Below are 25,341 nucleotides of genomic sequence, written 5' to 3' on the forward strand. Positions count from 1 at the left end.
GGGAGGCTCAGGCGCTGAGGAAGGCCCGCACGGCGTCCTGGGCGGCCTCGCGCAGGCGGGCGTGCACGAGCGCGTTCTCCTCCCGGTCCGTACGCACCTCCACGATGCGCGGCCCCTCCCCCCGCAGCGCCTTGGGCAGCTCACCGATGTCGGAGACGAGCGTGTACGGCGTGCCGGTGGCGGCCGCCACATACCCGAGATCCACCCCGTGCGGCGTGCCGAAGACCCGCTCGAACGGATCCCGCACCGCCGCCTGGGGCAGCAGCGAGAAGATGCCGCCCCCGTCGTTGTTGACCACGACCAGGCACAGGTCGGGCCGCGGCTCGCGGGGCCCGAGGATGAGCCCGTTCTGGTCGTGCAGGAACGACAGATCGCCCATCAGCGCGTACGAGGGCCCGTTGTGCGCCAGCGCGGCCCCCATGGCGGTGGACACGAGCCCGTCGATGCCCGAAGCGCCCCTGTTGGCCATGAACCGGATGCCCCGCCTGGGCCGCATCGCCTGGTCGAGGTCGCGGATCGGCATCGAGGACCCGCAGAAGAGCAGGGCGCCGTTCGGCAGCGCGTCGACGAGGTCCCTGGCCAGGCGGGGCTCGCTGGTGCCGGTCAGGTCGAGCACCTCGTCCATGACCGACCTCACCGCGAGGTCGGCCTGCCGCCAGGCGTGCAGCCAGCTGTCGTCGCCGGAGGCGACCGGGATCTCCACGGCCTGCGCCACCTGGGTGGCCGAGCGGGTCGGGTCGGGCCAGCGGTCGAGGTCGGGCGCGACCACGATGTGCTCGCCGGCCCGCGCGAGCCACGACAGCAGCGGGCGCGACAGCCCTGGACGTCCGAGCGTCACCACGACGTCGGGCCGGTGGCCGTCGGCGAACTCGGGCGTGCCGAGCAGGTAGTGGTAGGTGGAGATGGCGTGGTCGCCGTAGCGGCCGCCGCCGCTGGGCTCCGACAGCACCGGCCAGCCCGCCATGCCGGCCGCGGCGACGTAGCGGCGCACGTTGGCGGCGCCGTCGCCGACCACGAGCACGCCGCGTCTGGTCGGCGGCAGGTGCAGGGCGATGGGCGGGGGCGCGACCCTGGCCCGCACCCACGGCCCGTTGGTGCCGCCGTCGAGCGGCTCGCACCACTCGGTGTCGCCGTCGGGGATCAGCGGCTCCCTGAAGGCCAGATTGAGGTGGACGGGGCCGGGGTTGCCCGCCCCCGCGGCGCGCTGGTAAGCGCGGCAGGCCAGCGAACGCCAGTAGGCGACCTGGCCCGGACGGTCCTCGGGCACGCCGACCTCGGCGAACCAGCGGGTCGCGGAGCCGTACAGCTTGAGCTGGTCGATCGTCTGGTTGGCGCCGGTGCCGCGCAGCTCGGGCGGGCGGTCGGCGGTCAGCACGAGCAGCGGCACGCCCGACTCCGCGGCCTCGACGACGGCCGGGTGGAAGTTCACGGCGGCGGTGCCGGACGAGCAGATCAGCGCGACCGGCCGCTCTGAGCGCTTGGCGAGCCCCAGCGCCAGGAACGACGCCGAGCGCTCGTCGATGCGGACGTGCAGGCGCACCCGCGACTCGGCGTGCAGCGCCATGGCCAGCGGTGCGGAACGCGAGCCTGGCGCCAGCACCACGTCGGTCAGGCCGCAGCGCACCAGCTCATCGACCAGCACCGTGGCCAGCGCGGTAGCGGGGTTCAACGGGACGCCTCCTGCTTCCGGCGAAGCCACTGGGGAGATTCAATCTCAAATGCCGACAAATCACGAAATTTCACCGAGGGACGGCGCGCCGACGCACCGGACCTGAGGGGCCGGTCGGGAAGCCGCGTGCGGGCCTGGATCGACGACGGCAGGTGGGACCTGACGGTCTGCCCGGAAGGCCGCGCGGTCCGGCAGACCACGGGGGAACGCGTCACGACCCTCCCTGCACCCGCTGTCCGACCTGTCGCCATTAACCTTACGAGCATGTGGAGGAACCCGTCGCATCCGGACCGTCCGCTGCATGCCATCGTGCAGCCTCCGGGACCTGCTCTCTTCGCGGCGATCCGCGACGCGCTGGCGGGCGACGGGCCCGCCGTGCTCCCGCTCGTCCCCGGCCACGAAGGGCCCGCCATCGAGGCGCTGCGGCCCACCCACGTCGGCGGCGTCCCCCGCGACGACGGCGCCGGCGTGCCGGACGACGTGGCGGTCGTGATCTCCACCAGCGGCAGCACGGGCGCCCCCAAGGGCGTGCTGCTCTCGGCCGCCGCCCTGCGCGCCTCGGCGACGGCCTCGCTCCGCCGCGTCGGGGCGGTCAAGGGCGAGCGCTGGCTGTGCTGCCTGCCCGTCGCCCACGTCTCGGGCCTCCAAGTCCTGGTACGCGCCCTGCTCTCCGGCAGCGAGCCGGTGATCCACCCCTCGTTCGACCCCCACGCGGTGCTGGGCTCCGGCGCCGACCACGTCTCCATGGTCCCCACCCAGCTCCACCGGCTGGTCGAGATGGGGGCCGACCTGTCGGCGTTCAGGTCGATCGTGCTCGGCGGCGCCGCACCCCGTCCCGGCCTGCTCGACCGGGCCCGTGAGCTGGGCGCGCGGGTGGTGACGACGTACGGGAGCAGCGAGACCTCAGGCGGCTGCGTCTACGACGGACGGCCGCTCGACGGCGTCGACCTCAAGATCGGCGAGGACGGCCTGATCAGGATCGCGGGCCCCGTGCTGTTCTCCGGCTACCGCTTCGACCGGCCGCCCGCCCCGCTCGACGGCGGCTGGTTCGTCACCTCCGACCTCGGCGAGCTGGACGGCGGGCGGCTGCGCGTGCTGGGCCGTGCCGACGACGTCATCAACACCGGGGGCGAGAAGGTGGTGGCCGCCGCGGTGACCGCCGTCCTGGCCGCCCACCCGGAGGTGGCCGACGCGGCCGTGATCGGCGTACCCGACCCAGAGTGGGGCGAGCTGGTCACCGCCGTCATCGTCCCCGCCGACCCCGGCGCGCCTCCCACACTTTCGCAATTGCGGGCATTCTGCCGCGATAGGCTGCCTCCTCACGCTGCCCCGCGCGACCTGCGGCTGATGTCCCGGCTGCCCCTGCTGCCGAACGGAAAGACCGATCTGGTACGCCTGAGGGCAGGAACCTGACGAGTTGCGGCTGCGTCATAGTGGGGAGAAGGAGGGAGCCTTCATGGACCACACCCGCAAGATGTGGGCATCCGCGGCCGTCGTCGGCGTCATCGTCGTCGGAGGTGCCTCTGTCGCGGCGGCCGCTTCGGCGGGCAAGCTCGACCAGGTCGCGAGGGAGACCCGAGCCCAGATCGAGAAGACCGGCGAGCAGCCGCGTCCCGAGACCACCGACGGCGTCGTGGTCTCCACAGAGGTCAACCCCGACCCCCGCGAGGTGCTCAGATACTGGAGCGACCAGCGGATGGAGGACGCCCAGCCGATGCCGATGCCCGAGGTGGGCAGGCTGGAGACCAGTGACGCGGCCCCGGGCGGGCGTCGTTCCGGCGAGGTCGAGTCGGGAGAGGTCGCCGGCCTGCCGGAATAAGACCAGGGGCGGGGCGGTTGCCTATGTGGGCGATCCGCCCCTTTTCACCCCGCATCGATGCGCACGGGAACAAATGACGGCGATTGGCGTTATTGATACTGGTGCGCCGTGCGGACGCGAACCCGCCCCACCACAACCTGCCTGATCGCTTCCACTCCGTACGGAGGAGGTGTCCTCATGCCCAGAACCGCCGTGGCGACCCCACCCGTAACTCTCGACCAGCTGATTGAACGAGGGCGAAACCAGGGTCACCTCTCTCTGGCGGAGCTGCGTGACGCTTTCGCGGAGGCCGGTATCAGCCCCTCTGAAGGCCGCACGATCCTGCGCGAACTGTCAGAGGCCGGCGTGAGCCTGGCCGCCGAGAACGAGCCGTCGCTCAGCACCACCGCCCCCACGCCCAAGAAGGCCACCACCAGGAAGAGCACCTCGCGGGCAAAGACTACCGGCCGCAAGGCCGGCGAGGCAAAAACCTCCGCGAAGACGCAGACGGGCTCCGAAACGAAGCCTGAGCACGTGGAGGACGTCCCCGAGGACCTCGCCGTCAACGGTGAGGACCCCGACGTCGACAACGAGCCGCTCGACCTGGACGACACCGCGTCCGTCATGGGCGACTCGGTGCACACCTACCTCAAGTCCATCGGCCGCCGCACCCTGCTCACCGCCGCCCAGGAGGTCGAGCTGGCCCGGCGCATCGAGGCCGGCCTCTACGCCGAGTACAAGCTGGAGACCCAGCCCGACCTGCCCGAATCCATGTGCGAGGACCTCCACCTCGTCGTCGAGGACGGCAAGCAGGCCAAGGACCACATGCTGGAGGCCAACCTGCGCCTCGTGGTGTCGGTGGCCAAGAAGTACACCGACCGCGGCATGTCCCTGCTGGACGTCGTCCAGGAGGGCAACCTGGGCCTCATCAGGGCCGTGGAGAAGTTCGACTACACCAAGGGCTTCAAGTTCTCCACGTACGCGATGTGGTGGATCAGGCAGGCCATCCAGCGCGGCTTCGCCGACTCCGCCAGGACGATCCGGCTGCCCGTACACGTGCTGGAGATGCTGTCCAAGCTGTCGCGGGTCGAGCGTGACATGCACCAGCGGCTGGGCCGCGAGCCCACGCCCGAGGAGCTGGCCGTCGAGCTCGACAAGACGCCCGACCAGATCGAGGAACTGCTGCGCACCAGCCGGCAGCCCATCTCCCTCAACGCGACGATCGGCGAGGACGGCGAGACCACGATCGGCGACCTCATCGAGGACGTCGACTCCCCCGAGGCTTCGGAGATCGTCGACCGCCAGCTGCTGGGCGACCAACTGCGCGGCGTGCTCGACAACCTCTCGCCGCGCGAGTCGAAGATCATGGCCCTGCGCTTCGGCCTCGTGGACGGCAAGCCGCACACCCTCGACGAGATCGGCAAGCACCTGGGACTGACGAGGGAGCGAATCCGCCAGCTCGAGAAGGAGTCGCTCTCCAAGCTCCGCCACCCCAGCAACACCCGCCCACTCCTGGACTGGGCAAGCTAGCACCACCCGCCCGGCCCGATCGGGCGTACACATGCGAAGAGCCCCGGTGACCCCACCGGGGCTCTTCGTCGTTCACGACCCTGACCGCCGAAGCGCCGTCAGGGCCGCGGGAGAGTCAGCGGGCGGCGGGGACGCGCGACGGGACGTGCGGGATGCCCCAGAGGCGGTTCTCCTCGCGCAGCGTGCGCAGCCGGTTGACCTCGGCCGTCCACATGGCGCCCTCGGGCGTCGCCCTGGCCTTGCGCCGGGCGATCCGGTCGTCGTAGGCCTTCACCCCGAACGTGGCCCGCTGCCCCGCCTCGGCGGCACGCAGCGCCTCGGTCAGCGCGCGGTCGAACGCCAGCCCCGCGGCACGCAGCTCGACCTCGTCGGCGTCGGCGGCCCGCAGCTCCCGCAGCGTGCGCTCGGCCTCCCTGGCCTTGTCGAGCAACTCGGGGAAGCTCTTGGCTATCTCCTGGTCCGCGTGGTAGCGGACCTCTGCCTCCCGGCTCACCCGCGGACGGAAAAACGCCATCGACCCGGCCCTTTCACACTGTCGGTACTCGTTCAACCGCCAAGGTTACGCCGTCCCGCGACACGTGCGGAAATCGCCCCGGCGCCAGCGCCTTTACATAGTAAGATGATCAGCATGCCCGCCAAGAGACCTCCGGTCCCCCTCTCCCGCGAGCGGATCATCGAGGCCGCGCTGCACATCGCCGACAGCCAGGGCCTGCGCCGCCTCACGATGCGCCGGCTGGGCGACGCGCTGCAGGTCGAGGCGATGGCCATCTACCACCACCTGCCCCGGGGCAAAGAGGCGCTGATGGACGCGCTGGCCGAGCACGTCACGGCCGTCCACGTCGAGCCAGGCCCGACCTGGCAGGAGACGGCCAAGGCGTGGTGCCGGGCGAGCAGGGAGCTGCTGCGCGACCACCCCGGCGTGCTGGCCCTGGCGCTCACCAAGCCGCCCAAGGGCGCCACCATGATCACGATCAGGGAGCAGATCGACCAGCTCACCGACGCCGGCCTGCCGGACGCCGCCGAGGCCGTGCGCGCGCTGCGGGCCTTCGTCTTCGGCAGCGTGGCGGTCGAGGTGCAGCAGTCGGGCTGGGCGGACCCCGAAGTCGATGAATGGGTCAGGCGGGACGAAAGAGCCGATGTGGACTTCGAGCGCGGACTCGACGCTCTTCTCAAGGGTTTGCAAACGTGATGCGCGTGGCGCGCTTGGCCGGTTATCCTGCATAAGGCACGCTGTGTCGAAGGTCACACGGTTCGGGGACCCTCCTGTAACAGTCCTAACGGACTATGTCGAAACGTGTGACTTAGGTCGCACACTTGCCAGCACAACTACCCGAGCCGGCTCCCGCCCCTCCATCACGGGAGCATCCCACGAGATATCGGAGGCACGCCGATGTGCCCGCACGACCCGGCCTGTCCGGATGCCGAGGCGCCGGACCGCGAAGCGGCCCGCACCCTCGCCAGCCACCCCGAACAGGGGTGGAGCCTGCTCTGCAACGGCGTCGTCCTGTTCGAGGACACCGGAGAGCTCCTGCCCAGCGGCACCGCCATCGCTCCGCACCGCCCTGTCGTAGGCGCGGCCTGACCTCAAAGTCGGGCGCCGGGACACGCCGCCCCGGCACCACCGCCACCGGCCCGCCGAGGCGCGGCCGGACCCGCTGAGGCGCGGCGACGAGCGGCCGGCCGAGTGACCACACCTCCCGGCCGCCACCCCGCCCCCACGAACAGCGAAACGAGCGCCCGAACCTCCCGGCCTGGACGCCGCCTCTGTCGAAGAATCAGGCGGCCCGTACGTAGCTCCCGAGGGCTAGGCGTATCGGGTGATCCATTGTGCGACGATCTCGCCCACCCGGGCGGGGTCCCGTTTCAGGTCGTGCCCCTCCCCCGGCAGCACCACCAGCCGGGTCGCGTCCGCCGCGTCGGGCACACCGAACGGGTCGCGATCGCCGTTCACCACCAGCACGTCCACCCCGGCCGCACGCAGCTCGTCGGCGCGGGACCGTTCGGGCTTGCCCGGCGGGTGCAGCGGAAAGGCCAGCGCCACCACGGCGGCCGCGCCGACGGCCTCGGCCGTACGGCAGGCCACCCGCGCCCCGTTGCTCCGCCCGCCCTGCACGAGCGGCAGGTCCGGCAGGCGCTTGCGCAGCTCGTCCAGGACAACCTCCCACGCCTCGTCCTGCCGGGCGGGCGAGCCGGGCGCCCGCGCCCCCGCCACCCGGAACGCCTGCGTCACCCGGACCACCGTCGCCCCGGCCCCCAACGCCGCCGCGCGCACGGCCAGCAGGTCGGGCGCGTCCACGGTGCCGGCCGAGCCGTGGGTCAGCACCAGCAGCAGCCGCGGGTCGCCGGCCTCGTCGATCTCGGCCAGCGCCGGCCCTCTCGGGGTCATCACCTGCATGGCAGCACCGTACCTGCGAAGGATCCCGCGCTAGCTCTCAGGTCGGATGACGGCGCGCCGAGATGGGAGCATGATGGATCTCATGCCAGAAAAATCCCTCCGGGACGACTTGCAGGCCACGCTCGAAGCTCGTCGTGATCTGGGCCCGGAGTACGAGGCCGCCCTCATCGACGCGTTCGTCGAGCGCCTCGACGCCACCATCGCCCACCGCGTGCACGCCGAGCTCGAACGGCACGACGCCGTTCCCAGGGGGAAGCAGACCAGCCCGGCCGCGCCGATGGTGCCCATCGTCCTCGGCTCGCTGGCTCTCGGCATCCCGCTGACCGGGGTCGCAGGGGCGACCGCGGGCGGCTATGGCCTGGTGATCGCCTGGCTCGCGATCGTCGTCGTCAACGTGGCAGCAGCCGCCGCCGTCATGCGCCGCCGCTGAGAGTCCCCGTGACCAGGCCGCTGCTCAAGCGCCACCGAACGCCGCGACCAGACCCAGGCCGCACGCCCGGCATCCTCCGCCACTGAGCCGCCCGTGCCCGGACGCGGGGGCGCGGCCGTCCGGCGCGGGTCTGAGTCGGTCTCAGCGGGAATCAGGCGTCGCGGTGGTAGCGGAGGCGGACTTCGGCGGCGAGGGCCTCGTTCTCGTGTTCCAGCCCGTACGTCCACACCCGGTCGGCGTCGTCCGCCCGCCCGCGTAGCGGCAGGGTGCGGGCCAGGAGCTCGATGGCGAGAGCGCCGGTCCGGGCGTCGGCGCCGCCTTCGACGCTCTCGGCGAACTCCGCGCAGGCGAGCTCCAGATGCGCGATGCCGAGCTGCACCCGCAGCCCCGGCACCTCGTCCTCGGGCGCGAACTCCAGGGCGTCCAGCAGCACCTCGGCCGCCGCCCCTGGCTCTCCGTGCTCGACCATCAGGTCGGCGAGCCGCTGGGCGGCGTGCGCACCGACCCGCTCGTCCCCCGCCTGCATGCCGGCCTCCATGGCCGCGCGCAGCTCCTTCTCGGCCTCCTCCAGGTTGCCGTCGCGGACGGCGAGCCGGGCCAGGGCGAGGTGGGCGAGCGGCACGTACGCGGGCGTGCCCACCCCCAGCACGGCCTGCCAGGCGGCCCTGGCCTGCTCGTCGCGCTCCTCGCGCTCGAACCCCTGGGCGAGATGGCAGGCGGCCTGGGCGGCGTATTCGGGGTGGCCGGTGGCCAGCGCGGTCCTGGCGGCCTTCCTGGCGGCCTCGACGTCGCCGCGCTGCTCCAGCACGACGGCGAGGCCCACGGCGGCCTGGGCCCTGTCGGGCTCGTCGGGGTCGCCGGCCAGCTCGCCCAGGATGGCCGCGGCGGCGTCGAGGTCGCCGCGTTCGGCCAGGCGGCGGGCGGTGTCGAGAGGTGAGGTCTCCAGCTCTGAGGACGTCAACGGAGCTCCTTGTGGGGACGGTCGCCCTGAGCCTAACGACTTCGAGCGATCATGTCTGCTCACTTGACGCCCTGCGAATGGCGGGCGGGTGGGAGCCCCGCCCGCCAGGAGCCGCTCAGTCCTCGTACGCCTCCAGCGGCGGGCAGGAGCACACCAGGTTGCGGTCGCCGTAGGCCTGGTCGATGCGGCGCACCGGCACCCAGTACTTGCCCTCGCGCAGCGACGGCACCGGGTAGGCGGCCTCGCTGCGGCTGTAGGGGTGCGGCCACTCGTCGGCGCTGACCGACTCGGCCGTGTGCGGCGCGTTGCGCAGCGGGTTGTCGGTCTTGTCGTAGTGGCCCGAGGCCACCTTGGCGATCTCGCCGCGGATGGCGATCATGGCGTCCACGAACCGGTCGAGCTCGGCGAGGTCCTCGCTCTCAGTGGGCTCGATCATCAGCGTGCCGGCCACGGGGAACGACATGGTCGGCGCGTGGAAACCGTAGTCGATGAGGCGCTTGGCCACGTCGTCCACGGTGACGCCGGTCTCCTTGGTGATCTGCCGCAGGTCGATGATGCACTCGTGCGCGACCAGGCCGCCGCGGCCGGTATAGAGAACCGGGTAGTGCGGGGCCAGCCGGCGGGCGAGGTAGTTGGCCGACAGGATGGCCTGCTGCGTGGCGGCGGTGAGCCCCTCGGCGCCCATCATCCTGACGTACGCGTACGAGATGGGCAGGATGCCGGCCGACCCGTACGGCGCCGCGGAGACGGGCCCGACCGGCGTGCCGCCGCGCAGCGGGTGGCCGGGCAGGTAGGGGGCCAGGTGGGCGCGGACCGCGACGGGCCCGACGCCGGGGCCGCCGCCGCCGTGCGGGATGCAGAAGGTCTTGTGCAGGTTGAGGTGGGACACGTCGGCCCCGAACTCGCCCGGCTTGGCCAGGCCGACGAGGGCGTTGAGGTTGGCGCCGTCGACGTAGACCTGGCCGCCGGCCTCGTGCACCTTGGCGCAGACCTCGGTGATGGACTCCTCGTACACGCCGTGCGTGGACGGGTACGTCACCATGATCGCGGCCAGCGCGTCGCGGTGCTTGCCGATCTTGGCGTCGAGGTCGGTCAGGTCCACGTTGCCGTCGTCGTCGCAGGCCACGACGACGACCCGCATGCCGGCCATGACGGCGCTGGCGGCGTTGGTGCCGTGGGCGGAGGACGGGATGAGGCAGACGTCGCGCTCGCCCTCGCCGTTGGCGCGGTGGTAGGCGCGGATGGCCAGCAGCCCGGCGAACTCGCCCTGGGAGCCGGCGTTCGGCTGGATGGAGACGGCGTCGTAGCCGGTCACCTCGGCCAGCCAGCTCTCCAGCGTGCCGATCAGCTCGCGGTAGCCCTCGGACTGCGCCTCGGGGGCGTAGGGGTGCACGGCCGCGAACTCCGGCCAGGTGATGGGCTCCATCTCGGTGGTCGCGTTCAGCTTCATCGTGCAGGAGCCGAGCGGGATCATCGACCGGTCGAGCGCGATGTCCTTGTCCTGGAGCCTGCGCAGGTAGCGCAGCATCGCGGTCTCGGAGCGGTGCTGGTGGAAGACCGGGTGGGTGAGGTAGTCGCTCTCGCGCAGCAGCGTGCCGGGCAGCGCGTCGGGGGCCTGCTCGGGCTCCATGCCGCCGGTCACGCCGCCGGTCACGCCGCCGGTCACGCCGAACGCGGCGCGTACGGCGGCCAGCTCGCCGGCGCCGGTCTTCTCGTCGCAGGCGACGGAGACGTGGTCGGCGTCCACCTGCCAGAGGTTGACGCCCCGCTCGGCGGCGGCGGCCACGACCTCGGCGGCCCTGCCGGGCACGCGGGCGAGCACGGTGTCGAAGAACTCGCCGTGCACGACCTCGACGCCGGCGCCCTTGAGGCTCTCGGCCAGGGCGGTGGCGTGGCGGTGCACCCGGCGGGCGATGCCGCGCAGGCCCTCGGGGCCGTGGTAGACGGCGTACATGCTCGCGATGACGGCCAGCAGCACCTGGGCGGTGCAGATGTTGCTGGTGGCCTTCTCGCGGCGGATGTGCTGCTCGCGGGTCTGCAGGGCCAGCCGGTACGCGGGGTCGCCGTCGGCGTCCACGGACACGCCGACCAGGCGGCCGGGGAGCTGGCGCTGCAGCCCCTCGCGTACGGACATGTACGCCGCGTGCGGCCCGCCGAACCCGAACGGCACGCCGAAGCGCTGCGAGGACCCGACGGCGATGTCGGCGCCCAGCTCGCCCGGGGCCGTGATCAGCGTCAGGGCCAGCAGGTCGGCGGCGGCCACGACGAGCGCGCCGGCCTCGTGCGCGGCGGCGGCCACGGCGCGGAAGTCGCGCAGCCGCCCGGAGGCGCCCGGGTACTGCACGAGGACGCCGAAGCACTCGGGCAGCTCGCCGTCCAGCGAGTGCTCGACGAGCGTGATGCCGAGCGGCTCCGCCCTGGTGGCGAGCACGGCCTTGGTCTGCGGCAGCGCGTCGGCGTCCACCACGAACACGTCGCTCTTGCTCTTGCCGGCCCGCCGGGCCAGCGTCATGGCCTCGGCCGCGGCGGTGCCCTCGTCCAGCAGGGACGCGCCGGCAACGGGCAGGCCGGTCAGGTCGGAGACGACGGTCTGGAAGTTCAGCAGCGCCTCGAGCCGGCCCTGCGAGATCTCCGGCTGGTACGGCGTGTAGGCGGTGTACCAGCCCGGGTTCTCCAGCAGGTTGCGGCGGATGACGGCGGGGGTGACGGTGTCGTAGTAGCCCAGGCCGATCATGGAGGTGAGCACCTGGTTGCGGCCGGCCAGGGCGCGCAGCTCGGCGATGGCCTCGGCCTCGCCGATGGCGGCGGGCAGCCTGAGCCGGTCCTTGACCCTGATCGACTCGGGCACGGCGACGGCCACGAGGTCGGCGACGGACTCGAAGCCCACGGCCTCGAGCATGCGCTGCTGCTCGGGCTCGGAGGGGCCGATATGCCTGGACGAGAACGGCGGAGCTGACAGATCGGTCATGGGGTGTGCCTCCCGAGGCTTACGGAGACCGGCGCCGGGGCGCGGGCGAGTGCCGGATCTCCCCCTCTGTCAGCGCGGCCCCACGTGGTGTGCCGCGACCTGAGAGCTTCACCCCTGCGCAGGGCTTGCACCGTCGGTGAGGCACGCCTGGCGGGCGCGCCTGCTTTCCAGAGTTGCCTCGCCCGAGCGGTACCGGTTGCCTGAGAGATTCCGGGGAGGGTTGCTCCTTCGGCGCCCCGGACCGGAAGGACCGGGGACTCTCCCGCACGGGGTCGTCAGCCTTGCTGTCCTAGATTACTACGGTAAGCCGGGATTGCCGTGCACCGCACCCGCCGTTCCGGGCGCACTTCGCCGCAGGTCCGGCGGTGAGGGCCGGACCGCGGGTGACGCTCCGTCGCCGCTTCGCGCCGGTGCGTGCCCTGCCCTGGGCAGCGTGCGACCCGGCGCGAACGTGAGAAACGGAATCAGGTCAGCCGATGCGGCGGGCGCGCCGCCTGCGGGCCAGTTCGTCAGCGGGGTGGTCGGCCGGGACGGTGTCCTCGACCGCCGCGCGTTCCCCCGGCAGCTCCGCGAGGGAGCCCTCGACCTCCCGCCAGACCCGGCCGAGCGCGATGCCGAACACGCCCTGCCCGCCCTGGAGAAGATCTATGACCTCGTCCGCCGAGGTGCACTCGTAGACGCTGACGCCGTCGCTCATGAGCGTGATCTGGGCGAGGTCGGCGACCCCGCGGTCACGCAGGTGCTGGACTGCCGTACGGATCTGCTGCAGCGACACCCCGGTGTCGAGGAGCCGCTTGACGACCTTGAGCACCAGGATGTCGCGGAAGCTGTAGAGCCGCTGCGAGCCCGAGCCGTGCGCGGCCCTGATCGTGGGCTCCACCAGGCCCGTGCGCGCCCAGTAGTCGAGCTGCCTGTAGGTGATGCCGGCCGCGGCGCAGGCCGTGGGCCCGCGGTATCCGATGTCGTCCGGCAGCGCCGTCGGCTGCTCGTCGAAGAGCAGGCCCTGCTCCCCGGCACGCTGCCGCGCGCTCTCGCGCCGCACCGGATCTTCCTGGCCGGCCGTCTTTCCCTCGCCGCTGCTGACCGCCACGCGGACCTCCGGCTTTCTCTCATCCCGTGGCCTGATCTGGGGGTTCGTAAAAGGCGGCCACGGGTTTCACTTGCACCGTAGGACCGTGACCATGCTCAGTCAACGATCCGGCTCGGCGCGTCGTGAAGCGTAAATGCACTGAAATACCTACCCCGCCCTGCCGAAGTCCTCGGGAGTGATCGTGTCAAGGAACTCCCTGAACTTCTCCACCTCGTCCTCCTGGTCGTCGGGGATGATCACCCCGGCCTCCTGGACGACCTCTTCGCTGGCGAAGATGCGCGCCCCCGTGCGCAGGGCGAGCGCGATCGAGTCGGACGGCCGCGCGCTCACCTCCACGCCGTTGGAGAAGACCAGGTCGGCGAAGAAGATGCCGTCGCGCAGGGCGACGATGTTGACCGCGCGCAAGCCGACACCCAGGGCGCTCAGCACGTCCCGGAAGAGATCATGGGTGAGCGGCCGCGGCGGCGGCTCCTCCGCCTGGGCCAGGGCGATGGCCGTGGCCTCGGTCATGCCGATCCATATAGGAAGGAACCGCTCCCCGTGTGCCTCCTTGAGCAAGACGATCGGCTGATTTGTGGGCATTTCAACTCGTACGCCCACGACCTCCATCTGCAACACGGGCTGCTCCGTATTCCTGACCGGTCACCCGGCACAGCTCTTCGAACATCGCTTCTGCTGACTGGTTCAATTCAACGTAACACCCAGGGGGCCTGGAATGTGCCCTCGCCTCCCAGCTCGCTCCGGTATCAACGACCCAGGACCGACCGCACCCCCGTGCGCACAAGGGATGCGTGCAGGTCGAGCAGGAGAGTGGACAGTTCGCGGGCCACCTCGTCGGCCTCGCCGATGGCTCCGGGGCGGCGCCGTTTGAGTATCGGGGCGACGGTCTGCTCGACCAGCCCCGCCTCGCGCTCGGCCGCCGCCTTGACCGCCCGCAGATGACGGGCGTGCAGGCCGAACCTGGCCAGGGCGCCCACGGTGCGGGCCACCTTGAGCGCCTCTTCGTCGTAACGCCTGGCCACGGGGACCAGCAGGCCGTAGTCCTCCAGCTCGGTGAGCGTCTCGTCGTCGATGCCCGCCGCCTCGAGCAGCTCGGCCCGGCTGAGCCTGACCTCCTGCGTCTGCTGCACCGCGCGCGGGCGGCCGAAGCTCTCGGCCATCTTGTCCTTGATCACGCGCAGCGGCAGGTAGTGGTCGCGCTGCTCGGTCAGGATGAAGCGCAGCTGCTCGACGTGCAGGTGCGTGAACTTACGGTAGCCGGACGGGCTGCGCTCGGGCTCGATCAGCCCTTCGCCCTCCAAGAACCTGATCTTGGAGATCGTCACATCGGGGAACTCGCCCTGCAGGAGCGCGAGCACTTCCCCGATGCTCATGTGCGAGCGTGCCGCCTGAGAAGTCATACGCCGGAGTTGCCCCGCATCAGGAAGAGAAGGCGGAACTTGCCGATCTGCACCTCGTCTCCCGAGTGCAAAGGAACCTCCTCGATGCGTTCCCGATTGACATAGGTGCCGTTGAGGCTGCCCACGTCGCGCACGGAGAACTGGCCGCCGCGGTGGCGGTAGAACTCGACGTGGCGGCGCGAGACCGTGATGTCGTCGAGGAAGATGTCGCTCTCGGGATGGCGCCCCGTCGTGGTGAGGTCTTTGTCCAGCCGGAAACGGCTCCCCTGATTGGGGCCCCTGGTCACCGTGAGCAACGCCGCGCCGGGCGGGAGCTGCTCGACGATCGCCCGCTCGGCCAGAAGCATGTCACCGGTCTCAGCCTCGTACGCCTCGATTCCCGCTATGGAGATCGTCGAGGTGGTGTCCCCGGCGACCTCGGGTCTGGTCAGCGGCGACCCACAACGGGAACAGAAACGGGCATCCTCGGGGTTGGCGTGCCCGCACTGCGTGCAGTAGACGCTCGGCATCGATCGGCTCGGCCTCCTACCGCGAAGACGCGGCGACGGTGCTCTGGGCGCGCCTCGCTTCGCTTTTTCACGTTTGCGAATGCCGCAACTTACGCTGATCAGCGGCAAAGGTCAAGGCGGGGCGCTGCACTGTGGTTCGGACGCAGATAAAGTTACCGCCGCCCCCGCCCCGTGGTCCATGCCGCCGCGCGTTTCTACATTACGATCTTGCGGCACTCTCTGGGCACGTCATCGGCGAACACTTTCCGATCACTCTGCGTGCGGGCGTCACCCGGCCGCCTGCTCGACGACGCGGGCCCAGCGTTCGAGCAGGGCCTGGGCACCGTCCATGTCGCCCGCCTCGGCCCACAGGTCGGTGACCGGCTCGGCGGCGGCGGGCAGCACCAGCACCCAGCTCCCGTCCTCGCGCGCCACGCGCACGCCGTCGGTGGTGTCGACGCGGTGGCCGTCGGGCTCGGCCTCGGCCGCCTCGATGACCGAGCGCATGACCGCGCCCTTGGCCGCCCACGGGGTGGGCACCGTCCGCCTGAGCAGCCTGACCTCGGGGATGCGCGCGTCGATCTGGCTGAGCGACAGCCGGGTGCGGGCCACCAGCCCGAGCAGCCGCATGAACGCGGCCAGCCCGTCGATGGCCGGGCTGAACTCCGGCACCACGAACCCGCCGCGCCCGTCGGCGGCGAAGATCATGTCGGGCCCCGCGGCGGCGGAGGTGAGCGCGTCGAGCGCGGTGGGGGTCCACCGCACCTGGACGCCGTGGAAGCGGCAGACCTGCTCGGCGACCCTGGTGGTGGTGACCGGCAGCGCCACCTGGCCGCCCCGCCGCTCGGCGGCCACCAGGTCGAGCACGACGAGCAGGGCGCGTTCCTCGCTGATGAGCTGGCCCTTCTCGTCCACCAGGGCGATGCGCTCCCCCACCGGGTCGAACCGCACCCCGAACGCCGCCCTTGAGGAGCTGACCAGCTCCGACAGGCGCTGCAGGTCGCGGCGGCGCTCGGCCAGCGTCTCGGTGGGCGAGACGTGGTCGAGCCTGGCGTTGACCGTGAGCACCTCGACGCCGACCCTGCCCAGCAGCGTGGGCAGCACCAGCGATGAGGTGCCGCCCGCGCAGTCGACGACGACCTTCATGTCCCTGACGCCGCTCACGCCGACGTGGCGCAGCAGTTCGTGGGTGTAGTCCTCGACCGCCCGCGCCGGGTAGGTCAGCTCGGCGATCTCGCCGGGGAAGGCGCGGCGGAACTCCTGGCGGGAGAAGACCCGCTCCAGCTTGCGCTGGGCGGCCGGCGGCAGGTCGGCGCCGCGGTCGTCCATGATGACGATGTCCACGCTCTGCGGGTCGCCGGGCGTGGTGCGCAGCGCGATGCCGCCGGCCGCCGACACCCTGGCCGTGTGGAAGCGGGTGACGGGCAGCGGCGCGGCCTCCAGGTCGAGGACGTTGATGGCGCCCGCGGTCAGCGCGCCGATGACGGCCCGCTTGAGCGCCCTGGCCGCCAGCGAGCAGTCGCGGGAGGTGACGACGTGCTCGCCCTTCTTCAGGGTGGTGGCGTACGCGCTGGCCAGGCGGACGCACAGCTCGGCGGTGATCTCGACGTTGACCAGGCCGCTCACGCCGCGCGGGCCGAACAGGTTGCGCTGGCCGCGCGACTCCCAGATGACGCTGGTGTTGACCACCGCGCCGGCCTCGATGGTCTTGAACGGGTAGACGCGGACGCCGCTGGAGACGTACGCCTCGGCCTCGATGACGCACTCGTCGCCGACGATCGCGTTCTCCTCGATGCGGACGCCGGCCATCACGTCGGTGCTCTTGCCGATGACGCAGCCGCGCAGGTGGGCGCCCGGCCCCAGGTAGACGTTGTCGTGGACGATCGCGCGGTGCAGGAAGGCGCCCTCGCGGACGACGGCGTTGTTGCCGAGCACGGTGTACTCGCGCAGCTCGGCCCCCGCCTCGACCTTGGCGTAGTCGCCGATCAGGAGCGGGCCCTTGAGCACGGCGTCGGGGTCGACGGAGGCGGAGTCGGCGACCCACACGCCGGGTGAGAGCTCGAAGCCGCCGATGTCGAGGGCGACCCGGCCGGACAGGGCGTCGGCCTGGGCCTTGAGGTAGCTGTCGTGAGTGCCGACGTCCTCCCAGTAGCCGTCGGCGACGTAGCCGTAGATGGCGGCGCCGGAGTGGAGGAGGGCGGGGAAGACGTCCGAGGACCAGTCGACGGGCTCGCCGGTGGCGACGGCGTCGAGGATCTCGGGTTCCATGACGTAGATGCCGGTGTTGACGGTGTCGGAGAAGACCTGGCCCCAGGTGGGCTTCTCCAGGAAGCGCTGGACCCGGCCCTCCTCGTCCACGATGATGATCCCGAATTCGAGCGGGTTGGGAACCCTTTTCAGGCCGATCGTGACAAGCGCGCCTTTTTCGCGATGGAAACGGATCATGTCCGATAAGTCGATGTCCGTCAGGGCATCTCCGGAGATGACCAGGAAACGGTCGTCGCGCAGGCGGTCGGCGGCGTTCTTGACGCTGCCCGCCGTGCCGAGCGGGACGTCCTCGGTGGCGTACTGCAGGCTCATGCCCAGCTCGTCGCCGTCGCCGAAGTAGTTGCGGACGAGGGCGGCGAGGAACTGCAGGGTCACCACGGTCTCGGTCACGCCGTGCCGTCTGAGCAGGCGCAGGACGTGTTCCATGATCGGGCGGTTGACGACAGGGAGCAGGGGCTTGGGCTGGTTGGCGGTCATCGGACGCAGCCGAGTGCCCTCCCCGCCCGCCATGACGACCGCCTTCACCCGATCATCCCCTTCTGGCCGCCGTTACCAGTTGACGCACCTGTACGACATACAGCGCCCCCGCCCACCAGTACAGGCCCGTTCCCCAGAGAGCGAACGCCCACCCGACAATGCGTGCTATTTCGGCATACCACCCGGAGTGCGAGGCAAGGAAGAGCAGGGGGAAGGCGTACATGAGGTTGAACATGGCTGCCTTGCCCAGGAAATGCACTTGAAGTGCCTTATAGCCATATTTGCGAAGAACGGGGGCGAAACAGGCAACGAAGACGTCGCGCCCCAGAACGACCACGACCAGCCACCACGGGATCACGTCGCGCAGCAGCAGGGCGATGATGGTGGCGAACACGTACAGCTTGTCCGCGGCAGGATCGATGATCCGGCCCAGCCTGCTCGTCTGGTTGAACGCCCGTGCGATCTTTCCGTCGAGCCAGTCCGTGAAACCGGCGACCGCGAGGATCCCGATCGCCCACCCGTCGGCTTTTGGCCCGAGAACCAGCCAGAAGAACACGGGCACGCCCAGGAGGCGCAGGAAGCTCAGCAGGTTAGGAACCGTCCAGATCCGGTCCTCGGCGGAAGTTTCGCTCACGCAGGAGACCCTACTGCGTGGAACTCCCTCGCAGCGGCCCGCGCTTCCCCCGTCTCATCGGCCTCAGGGGATCGTGGCGGTCCGTCAGGCGCGCAGGAAGGCGTGGGTGCGGGCCAGCTCGGTGAAGCCCAGCCGGCGGTAGAAGCCGTGCGGCCAGTCGCCGGCGTCGGCCAGCAGGAAGATCAGGCCGTCACCGAGCAGGGCCGAGGCTTCGGCGAGGAGCGCGGTCATGAGGGCGCGGGCGTGGCCGGCGCCCCGGTGGAGGTGACCGGTGAAGACGTTCTCGATCTGGGCGACGCCGTCGTGGACGTACAGGTCGGCGCGGGCGGCGATCTCGCCGGACGGGGTGCGTACGCCGTAGAAGCGCACCACGTCGGCGCCGGCCGCGCGGGCCTCGACGCGGCGGGCGAGGCCCTCGATCACCTCTTCCGGCGCCTCGGGGAGCGTGTGGCGCCAGTCGCGGCGCAGCACGGGGAGCAGCTCGTCCGGCTCCAGGCGCTCGGCCGGGGGCGGCGCCTCGGGAAGGCCGCCGGTGAAGGTCATGACGAGCGTGGTCTCCCGCTCGTAGCCGGCGGCGGCGAACACGGGCGTGTAAGTGGTGCCGAGGCGGTCGTCGTCCACGCAGACTAGGCGGTGGCCCCTGGTGGCCAGGAGGTCGTCGGCCGCCTTCAGCAGGAGAGCCGGGTCCGCGTCCTCGGTGACGATCAGCTTGTTGTCGTCGTACGAGCCGGGGAAACGGTCGTCGAGCACGGCGAAACCGCCCGGTGCGGGCAGCACGCGGGGCGCGCGCCGGCGGGCGAACCCGTGCAGGAAGCCGAGCACCCGCGCCAGGTCGCCGGCGACGGCGGGCGGCTGCTCAGGCGCGCCCGGGTCGTGTTCGGCGGTGGGGGCGGGAGGGAGGTCAGACATCGAGGCCGCGGGCCGCCTTGAGGAAGGACCTGATGAGGGCCGAGTCCTTCTTGCCGGGGGCGGTCTCGACGCCGCTGGAGACGTCGACGCCCCACGGACGGGCGGCGGCGACCGCCTCGGCGACGTTGCCGGGGGCCAGTCCGCCCGCCAGCATCCACTGACCCGAGGGGCGGCCGCGGACCGCCGCCCAGTCCCACGGCTGCCCGGAGCCGGCGTGGGGCGCGTCGACGATGAGCAGGTCTTCGTCGTAGGCGCCGCAGCGCAGGTCGGCCTGCGCGTCCACGGCCCTGACCAGGCGCACCCCGAGGTCCTTGAGCGCGGTGAAGTCGCCGTGGGGGTGCTTGCCGTGCAGTTGGACGGCGCGTACGCCGGAGGTCAGCGCGGCCTCGCGCACGGCCTGCGGGTCCTCGCCGCGGAAGACGCCGACGGTGAGGACGTGGGGCGGGACCGGCGCGGCCAGCTCGGCGGCCCGCTCGGGCGTGATGCGGCGCGGGCTCCTGGTCATGACGAACCCGATGGCGTCGGCGCCGGCCTCGACGGCGGTGGCGACGTGTTCCGGCTCGCTCAGCCCGCAGATCTTCACGTACACGCCTTCGACCTTAGCGGCGGCGGGCGGCCGCCGGTGACCAGACCCAGATGAGCAGCGCGGTGATGAGGCCGAACAGGATCACGCCGTTGGGCAGGTGGGCGCCCAGCCACAGCCAGGTGACGTGCTGGGCCAGGCCGACGACGAACAGCGCCACGCTCGCCAGGGCGGGCCAGCCCGCGCCGCGTCCCGGCCGCCAGAACAGCACCGCCAGCACGATCTGGACGAGCGCCACGAGGTGGACGACCATGCCGGCCATGACGTGGCTCTCACCCATCGACGCCGTCTCGACGGCCTGCCCGGCGAACGACGCCGCGACGACGAGCGCGACGCCCTGCGCCGTGACGGCCAGCCGCAGCCCGTAGAGCAGGCCACCGGAGATCCGGTCCGCGCCGCCGCCGCGCCGCTCCTGCGAACTGAGGGTCTCCTGCATGGGGGGGTCCTTCCGCTCCTGCGATCAATGTGCGACCACATGCTCTCGGACCACCCCCGCCCCGGTCGTCCGCCCACCGGCTGACGCGGGCGTCCACCCACAGGCGGACGCCCACGCGATGAGAGAGGGTCAGGGGCGGGGCTGGCGGACGGGGCGGAAGGAGGCGTCCACCAGGCCGGTGCGGTGGGCGATGACGGCGGCCTGGATGCGGTTGCGCAGGCCGAGTTTCTCCATCGCGGCCGCGATGTGGGTCTTGACCGTGGTGACGCCGACGTGCAGCTCCTCGGCGATCTCCGCGTTGGACAGGCCGGTGCCGACCAGGGCGAGCACCTCCAGCTCGCGCTCGGTCAGTCCGGGTGGCGCGGCGGGCGCGGCCTGCTCCTCGGCGGCGAGGAAGCGTTCGACGACCCGGCGCAGCACCGAGGGGGCGAGGAGCTGCTCGCCCGCCGCGGCCCTGCGCACCGCCTCGACCATGCGCTCGGGGTCGTCGTCCTTGACGAGGAAGCCGACGGCGCCGGCGCGCAGGGCGGCGTAGACGTTGCCGTCCTCGGCGAACGTGGTCAGCACGACGATCCTGGCGCCCGGCCGGGCGGCGAGCACCCGCCTGATGGCCTCCAGCCCGTCGACTCTGGGCATGCGCAGGTCCATGAGGATGACGTCGGGCAGGTGACGCTCGGCCAGGCGGACGGCCTCGGCGCCGTCCTCGGCCTCGCCCACGACCTCCATGTCGCCCGTGGCCTGCAGCAGCATGCGCACGCCCGCGCGGACGAGCGCCTGGTCGTCGGCCACCAGCACGCGGATCACGCGGCGCTCCCCGGGGTCAGACGGGTGGGCAGGTGGACGGCGAGCAGCCAGCCGCCCTCGCCGTCGGGCCCGGCGCTGAGGGTGCCGCCGAGGGTGCGGACCCGCTCGCGCATGCCCGCCAGGCCCCGGCCGGAGGAGGGCAGGCGCTCGATGGCGGTCGGCGGGCGGCCGTTGCGGACCTCGACGGCGAGCCCCTCTTGCGAGGGGGTCACGGATACGCGGACCCGGGTGCCTGGGCCGGCGTGTTTGAGCACGTTGGTGAGTCCTTCCTGGACGATTCTGGCCGCGGAGGCGCGGGCGATGAGCGGGGTCTGGTCGGTGGCCGGGTCGAGGTCGAGGTCCACGACGAGGCCGGCGGCGGCCATGCGTTCGGCGGACTCGCGGACGACGTCGGCCGGGTTGGCCAGCAGGTCGGGCTGGCGCTCGGGGTCGCGCAGCAGGTCGAGCAGGTCGCGCAGGTCCTGCAGCACCTGGTGGCCCGTCTCGCGGATGTCGTTGAGCGCGTCGGCGACGGGGCCGTCGGGCGCGGTGTAGCGGGCGGCGCTGGCCCGCAGCACCATGGCGCCGACGTGGTGGGCGACGATGTCGTGCACGTCGCGGGCGATGCGCTCGCGCTCGGCGAGCTGGTCGGCGCGCACCTGGGCGACGGCGGCGCGGGCGGCCTCCTCGGCGCGCAGCCGCTCGGACGCGGCGGCGGCGCGGCGCATGCCGAGGTAGCGGCCGATCGCGATGGGCGTGGCGACGAGCGTCATGAGCACGCCGACGCGGAAGCCGGTGATGGAGGTGTCGTCGCCGACGACGGCGATGGCGGTGAGCAGGCAGCCGGTCAGGTACGCGGCCACCGTCCAGGCCCACGACACCACCCGCATGGCGAACACGCCGATCGCGATCAGGGTGAGGATCACACAGGTGTTGACCGCCTGGTTGAGGTAGGCGTCGGCGGAGACGAGCAGCACGCCCTGCAGCAGGAAGACCAGCCCGGGCAGCCGCCTGGCGACGCCGAGCGACAGGCCGCCGACCACGGCGAGCAGCCCGACGACCCAGACGGGCTGGGCGCCGGAGTGCCAGGACGTCCACGTGCTGAGCACGGTGATGGCGACGCCCCCGGCGGCGAGCAGCGCGTCGGGGGTGACGTCGCGCTCGTCGAGCCGCTCGGCCGAGCTGCGCAGGTAGCCGCCGAGCACGGCGGGGAAGACGGGCAGCAGCACGGAGTACATCCACGTGTTGCCGGTGAGCGCGATGCCGGGGTCGGCGATGTTGAAGGCGGTGGCGACGATGGCGGCGACGACGGCGAGGGCGGTGGCGCGGGCGCTGGCGAGGTATCCGGCCACGCCGAGCGCCACGCAGAGCAGGATCTGCGCGGTGTTGGAGGTGAACGAGCCGAGCTGGTCGGTGGTGGCGAGCATGGCCGCCAGGTAGAGGGTGACGAGGACCGGCCGGTGGCGGACGAACCCCATGGGCAGGCCGACCAGCAGCGCCATGGGGATGTTCGCCTCGGCGGGCAGGACGTCGGTGTCGCCCGCGTGTGCCGTGGTCAGCAGGTCGAGGGCCACCCCCGAGGCCGCGAGCAGGACATCGAGCGGCACACCACGCCAACGCATGCACCACACCGTATCCGCACCGCTCCACCGGCTGATCCTCCGCGCGGAGGACCCCGCCTCCTCCAAGTGGCCGCAGGTCCGCCCGGAGGGCGGAGCGATCGGCGGCGACCAGCGCCTACATTCAGGGCATGCCCAACGACACCGCACTGTTCATCGGACAGTTCCTGCGCTCCCCCGCCACGATCGGCGCGGTCGCGCCCAGCTCGCGGCGGCTGGCGGCGGCCGTCTGCGCGCCGATCCCCGAGCGGGGCGAGCCGATCGTGGTCGAGCTCGGGCCTGGCACGGGCGCGTTCACCGCGGAGATCCAGCAGCGGCTGGACGGCCGGGGTCACCATCTGGCGGTGGAGCTGAACGAGCAGCTGGCTCGGCTGCTGGCCGAGCGTTATCCGGCGGTGGACGTCGCGCACGACGACGCGACGCGGCTTGGCGAGCTGCTCGGCGAGCGCGGGCTGCGGATGGCGGACGTGGTGGTGAGCGGGCTGCCGTGGGCGGCGTTCCCCGATGACGTGCAGCGGGAGCTGCTGGGCGCGGTGACGGGGGCGATGAGCCCGGGGGCGGCGTTCACCACGTTCTCCTACATCCACGCGATCCCGCTCAGCTCGGCGCGGCGCTTCCGCGCGCTGCTGGCCGAGCGGTTCGAGGAGGTCGTGCCGGGCCGTACGGTGTGGCGCAACACGCCTCCCGCCTTCGTCTTCCACGCCCGCAGGCCCCGCTGACCACCGGGCTGACCACCGGGCTGACGGCCGACCTGAGGGCCTGGCCGAGGGCCGGGCTGAAGGCCGGGCCGACGACCTGCTGGAACGGGCGACGGTAGGGAGGAGCGCGGGGTGTCCGGCCGCCCGATCGGCGCCAGGATCGGACGGGCCACGCCTTCGGCCGGGAGCTGCCTGCTCAACCCCTGGCGGCGCGAGCGTCCGGACCGCCCCCGCGGTTTCCCGCCGGCCTGCCGGCCGGCGTGCCCATCGCCGTACGGATCACGTCCCTGGTCCCGCCATGAGGCGAAGGGTGGACCGGCCGGTGGGCTGGTCGCCGTGAGATGATCACGGCGGCTGGATGACCTCCTCCCCCTGTGCGATGGACGCCCGGGCTCCGGGTGCCGGGGCGGCGTTCTCGACCTCGGCGGAAAGCGGCCCTTCGACGTCCACGCGCCCCGACTACCCGAGGGCGGGGGAAGCACACCAGGACGGTGGAAGCCGAGGTCAGCCGAACGCGGGCGGCCGCTTCCCGCGCAGGGCGCGCACGCCCTCGGCGGCGTCGGGCCCGGTGAAGCCGAGGAACTCCATGGCCAGCGAGGCGTCGAAGGACGGGCCGGCCAGGCGCAGCCAGTTGTTGAGCGAGTATTTCGTCAGCCTGATCGCGTCCTGGGCGCCGGCGGCGAGCCTGACCGCGATCTCCATGGCCTTCTCGTGCACCTCGTCGTCCTCGACGCACAGGCTCACCAGGCCCATGCGCTCGGCCTGCTCGCCGGTGACCGGCTCGCAGAGCAGCAGGTGGTATTTCGCCTTGGCCATGCCGCACAGCAGCGGCCAGACGATGGCGGCGTGGTCGCCGGCCGCGACGCCGAGCCTGGTGTGGCCGTCGATGATGCGGGCGGTGCGGCCGGCCACGGAGATGTCGGCCAGCAGCGCCACCGCGAGCCCGGCGCCGACGGCGGGGCCCTGGATGGCGGAGACGATGGGCTTGGAGCAGTTGAGCACGTTGTAGACGATGTCGCGGGCCTCGGTGAACACCCGCATCCGGGTGTCGTGGTCGCGCATCATGTCCTCGATCATGGACAGGTCGCCGCCGGCGGAGAAGGCGGCGCCCTCTCCCCTGACCACGATCGCGCGTACGGACGCGTCGCGGTCGGCGTCGCGCCAGATCTCACCGAGCTCGCGGTGCGCGGTGGCGTCGACGGCGTTGAGCCTGGCGGGCTCGCTGATCGTGACGCGGAGCACGCCGTCGGCCGGGGTGTCGAGCCGCAGCTTGGTGTAGGCGTCTTTCACAGGTGCTCCCGCAGCCGCCGCGCCACGTAGTCGCGGGCCTCGACGGCCTGGTCGAACAGGCCGGGCAGGACGAAGAAGCCGTGGATGGCGCCGTCGTACCTGCGCAGCTCGGCGGGGACGCCCGCGTCGGCGAGGCGGGCGGCGTAGCGCTCGCCCTCGTCTCTGAGGACGTCGTACTCGGCGGTGACCACGGTGGCGGGGGCGAGACCTGAGACGTCGGGCAGGCGCAGCGGCGACAGGCGCGGCTCGGCGGGGTCGACGTCGCCGGCGTATCGGCTGACGAACCAGGCCATGTCGGCCGCGTCGAGGCCGTAGCCCTTGGCGTTCGCGGTGTAGCTGGGGGTGTCCATGGCGGCGTCGAGCACCGGATAGACGAGCACCTGGTGGGCCAGGCGCAGGCCGGCGTCGCGGGCCTGCCAGGCGGCCACGGCGGCCAGGTTGGCGCCGGCGCTGTCGCCGATCACGGCGACGCTGCCGTTGCTCTGGTAGAAGGCCGGGCGGGCGAACAGGTCGCGCACGACCGTCCATGCGTCGTCGGCGGCGGCCGGGAACGGGTGCTCGGGCGCCAGCCGGTAGTCGACGGAGACCACCACGGCGCCGGTGCGGATGGCGAGGTCGCGGCCGATCGCGTCGTTGCGCTTGACGCTGCCGAAGACCCAGCCGCCGCCGTGGAAGTAGACCAGGACCGGCAGGGGCGCGTCGCCCGGGTCGGCGCGGTAGATGCGGATGGGCACGCCCTCGGCCACCTCGTCGCGGACGAACGGCAGCTTGGTCAGCGGCCCCCGGTGGACGGCTATGGGGTCGCTCGCGCGCATCTCCTGGATGGCGGCCAGGTCGAGACCGGCCAGCCCTTCGTCGTCGGAGCCGGGAAGGAACTGGGCGACGTAATCCCGCGCCTGGGGGTGCAGCGGCATG

At 72.1% G+C, this 25,341-nt stretch carries 25 protein-coding genes and 1 riboswitch; of the genes, 7 read left to right on the plus strand and 18 right to left on the minus strand.

The features are described from left to right. Positions 1-7: 7 nt before the first annotated feature. Entirely contained in the window at positions 8-1,669 is a 1,662-nt protein-coding gene (menD, locus tag ACFFR3_RS10720) for a 2-succinyl-5-enolpyruvyl-6-hydroxy-3-cyclohexene-1-carboxylic-acid synthase (protein ID WP_379483030.1), read from the minus strand. A 264-nt stretch (positions 1,670-1,933) separates the two neighbouring features. Here menD and ACFFR3_RS10725 point away from each other — a divergent pair, with 264 nt between their 5' ends. The 3 genes from ACFFR3_RS10725 to ACFFR3_RS10735 all read left to right on the plus strand — a co-directional run bounded on the left by ACFFR3_RS10725 (position 1,934) and on the right by ACFFR3_RS10735 (position 4,997). Then, on the plus strand, positions 1,934-3,082 hold the full coding sequence (locus ACFFR3_RS10725; RefSeq protein WP_364375959.1) for an AMP-binding protein: 1,149 nt from the start codon (positions 1,934-1,936) through the stop codon (positions 3,080-3,082). A gap of 43 nt (positions 3,083-3,125) precedes the next feature. Then, positions 3,126-3,488, plus strand: coding sequence for a hypothetical protein (locus ACFFR3_RS10730; RefSeq protein WP_345403590.1), 363 nt, complete (start codon positions 3,126-3,128; stop codon positions 3,486-3,488). A 177-nt stretch (positions 3,489-3,665) separates the two neighbouring features. Continuing rightward, positions 3,666-4,997: an RNA polymerase sigma factor gene (locus ACFFR3_RS10735; RefSeq protein WP_364375953.1), complete on the plus strand. Its 1,332-nt coding sequence runs from the start codon at positions 3,666-3,668 to the stop codon at positions 4,995-4,997. A gap of 115 nt (positions 4,998-5,112) precedes the next feature. Here ACFFR3_RS10735 and ACFFR3_RS10740 read toward each other — a convergent pair whose 3' ends face one another. After that, a complete protein-coding gene (locus ACFFR3_RS10740; RefSeq protein ID WP_345403587.1) occupies positions 5,113-5,490 on the minus strand; it encodes a hypothetical protein in 378 nt (125 codons plus the stop codon). 135 nt (positions 5,491-5,625) lie between these two features. Here ACFFR3_RS10740 and ACFFR3_RS10745 point away from each other — a divergent pair, with 135 nt between their 5' ends. After that, positions 5,626-6,186 carry a TetR/AcrR family transcriptional regulator C-terminal domain-containing protein gene (locus tag ACFFR3_RS10745; RefSeq protein ID WP_355422528.1) on the plus strand — a complete coding sequence of 187 codons (561 nt, stop codon included), beginning with the start codon at positions 5,626-5,628 and terminating at the stop codon, positions 6,184-6,186. 201 nt (positions 6,187-6,387) lie between these two features. Continuing rightward, a complete protein-coding gene (locus tag ACFFR3_RS10750) occupies positions 6,388-6,579 on the plus strand; it encodes a DUF5999 family protein (protein WP_043616949.1) in 192 nt (63 codons plus the stop codon). Between the two features lie 222 nt (positions 6,580-6,801). Here the strand turns inward: ACFFR3_RS10750 and ACFFR3_RS10755 are convergent, their stop codons facing one another. Beyond that, positions 6,802-7,392 carry an alpha/beta hydrolase family protein gene (locus ACFFR3_RS10755; RefSeq protein WP_379483031.1) on the minus strand — a complete coding sequence of 197 codons (591 nt, stop codon included), beginning with the start codon at positions 7,390-7,392 and terminating at the stop codon, positions 6,802-6,804. Positions 7,393-7,474: 82 nt separating this feature from the next. Between ACFFR3_RS10755 and ACFFR3_RS10760 the strand changes: the two genes are divergently transcribed. Continuing rightward, on the plus strand, positions 7,475-7,822 hold the full coding sequence (locus tag ACFFR3_RS10760; protein WP_364375945.1) for a hypothetical protein: 348 nt from the start codon (positions 7,475-7,477) through the stop codon (positions 7,820-7,822). Positions 7,823-7,973: 151 nt separating this feature from the next. Here ACFFR3_RS10760 and ACFFR3_RS10765 read toward each other — a convergent pair whose 3' ends face one another. The 13 genes from ACFFR3_RS10765 to ACFFR3_RS10825 all read right to left on the minus strand — a co-directional run bounded on the left by ACFFR3_RS10765 (position 7,974) and on the right by ACFFR3_RS10825 (position 22,441). Continuing rightward, positions 7,974-8,783, minus strand: coding sequence for a tetratricopeptide repeat protein (locus tag ACFFR3_RS10765; protein WP_364375942.1), 810 nt, complete (start codon positions 8,781-8,783; stop codon positions 7,974-7,976). A 115-nt stretch (positions 8,784-8,898) separates the two neighbouring features. Further along, complete coding sequence (gene gcvP, locus ACFFR3_RS10770) at positions 8,899-11,751, minus strand: aminomethyl-transferring glycine dehydrogenase (RefSeq protein ID WP_379483032.1); 2,853 nt, start codon at positions 11,749-11,751, stop codon at positions 8,899-8,901. 177 nt (positions 11,752-11,928) lie between these two features. Continuing rightward, a riboswitch (glycine riboswitch) is annotated at positions 11,929-12,026 on the minus strand. A 194-nt stretch (positions 12,027-12,220) separates the two neighbouring features. Next, positions 12,221-12,841: a MerR family transcriptional regulator gene (locus tag ACFFR3_RS10775; protein WP_345403573.1), complete on the minus strand. Its 621-nt coding sequence runs from the start codon at positions 12,839-12,841 to the stop codon at positions 12,221-12,223. A gap of 147 nt (positions 12,842-12,988) precedes the next feature. Continuing rightward, the gene (locus ACFFR3_RS10780; RefSeq protein ID WP_090771501.1) at positions 12,989-13,459 is read right to left on the minus strand and encodes a bifunctional nuclease family protein; all 471 of its coding nucleotides are present in this window, start codon (positions 13,457-13,459) and stop codon (positions 12,989-12,991) included. Between the two features lie 128 nt (positions 13,460-13,587). Further along, positions 13,588-14,214: a transcriptional regulator FtsR gene (gene ftsR / locus ACFFR3_RS10785; RefSeq protein WP_345403570.1), complete on the minus strand. Its 627-nt coding sequence runs from the start codon at positions 14,212-14,214 to the stop codon at positions 13,588-13,590. Between the two features lie 23 nt (positions 14,215-14,237). Then, a complete protein-coding gene (locus ACFFR3_RS10790; protein WP_345403567.1) occupies positions 14,238-14,750 on the minus strand; it encodes a double zinc ribbon and FHA domain-containing protein in 513 nt (170 codons plus the stop codon). Between the two features lie 267 nt (positions 14,751-15,017). Further along, complete coding sequence (locus tag ACFFR3_RS10795; RefSeq protein ID WP_379483033.1) at positions 15,018-17,522, minus strand: sugar phosphate nucleotidyltransferase; 2,505 nt, start codon at positions 17,520-17,522, stop codon at positions 15,018-15,020. Positions 17,523-17,526: 4 nt separating this feature from the next. Then, entirely contained in the window at positions 17,527-18,108 is a 582-nt protein-coding gene (gene clsA, locus ACFFR3_RS10800) for a cardiolipin synthase ClsA (protein ID WP_364375929.1), read from the minus strand. An 84-nt stretch (positions 18,109-18,192) separates the two neighbouring features. Beyond that, positions 18,193-19,017 (minus strand): GNAT family N-acetyltransferase, encoded by an 825-nt coding sequence (locus ACFFR3_RS10805; RefSeq protein ID WP_379483034.1) that lies wholly within the window; start codon positions 19,015-19,017, stop codon positions 18,193-18,195. Continuing rightward, the gene (locus ACFFR3_RS10810) at positions 19,010-19,606 is read right to left on the minus strand and encodes a phosphoribosylanthranilate isomerase (RefSeq protein WP_364375923.1); all 597 of its coding nucleotides are present in this window, start codon (positions 19,604-19,606) and stop codon (positions 19,010-19,012) included. Before ACFFR3_RS10810 ends, ACFFR3_RS10805 begins: the two co-directional genes overlap by 8 nt. A gap of 10 nt (positions 19,607-19,616) precedes the next feature. Beyond that, positions 19,617-20,036, minus strand: coding sequence for a hypothetical protein (locus tag ACFFR3_RS10815; RefSeq protein ID WP_345403555.1), 420 nt, complete (start codon positions 20,034-20,036; stop codon positions 19,617-19,619). A gap of 129 nt (positions 20,037-20,165) precedes the next feature. Further along, the gene (locus tag ACFFR3_RS10820) at positions 20,166-20,840 is read right to left on the minus strand and encodes a response regulator (RefSeq protein ID WP_345403552.1); all 675 of its coding nucleotides are present in this window, start codon (positions 20,838-20,840) and stop codon (positions 20,166-20,168) included. Further along, positions 20,837-22,441, minus strand: a complete 1,605-nt coding sequence (locus ACFFR3_RS10825) for a sensor histidine kinase (protein ID WP_364375919.1) — start codon at positions 22,439-22,441, stop codon at positions 20,837-20,839. The genes ACFFR3_RS10820 and ACFFR3_RS10825 overlap by 4 nt, the downstream gene beginning before the upstream one ends. 128 nt (positions 22,442-22,569) lie before the next feature. Between ACFFR3_RS10825 and ACFFR3_RS10830 the strand changes: the two genes are divergently transcribed. Beyond that, entirely contained in the window at positions 22,570-23,157 is a 588-nt protein-coding gene (locus ACFFR3_RS10830) for a class I SAM-dependent methyltransferase (RefSeq protein WP_364375916.1), read from the plus strand. 483 nt (positions 23,158-23,640) lie between these two features. On the opposite strand, the gene ACFFR3_RS10835 is transcribed toward ACFFR3_RS10830, so the two are convergent. Both ACFFR3_RS10835 and ACFFR3_RS10840 read right to left on the minus strand, forming a co-directional pair. After that, the gene (locus ACFFR3_RS10835; protein WP_364570477.1) at positions 23,641-24,426 is read right to left on the minus strand and encodes an enoyl-CoA hydratase/isomerase family protein; all 786 of its coding nucleotides are present in this window, start codon (positions 24,424-24,426) and stop codon (positions 23,641-23,643) included. Then, positions 24,423-25,340, minus strand: a complete 918-nt coding sequence (locus tag ACFFR3_RS10840) for an alpha/beta hydrolase (RefSeq protein WP_345403535.1) — start codon at positions 25,338-25,340, stop codon at positions 24,423-24,425. The genes ACFFR3_RS10835 and ACFFR3_RS10840 overlap by 4 nt, the downstream gene beginning before the upstream one ends. Position 25,341 lies beyond the last annotated feature (1 nt).

Origin of the sequence: Nonomuraea salmonea (genome assembly GCF_042428605.1) — a bacterium.
In the GTDB taxonomy this organism is placed as follows: domain Bacteria; phylum Actinomycetota; class Actinomycetes; order Streptosporangiales; family Streptosporangiaceae; genus Nonomuraea; species Nonomuraea salmonea.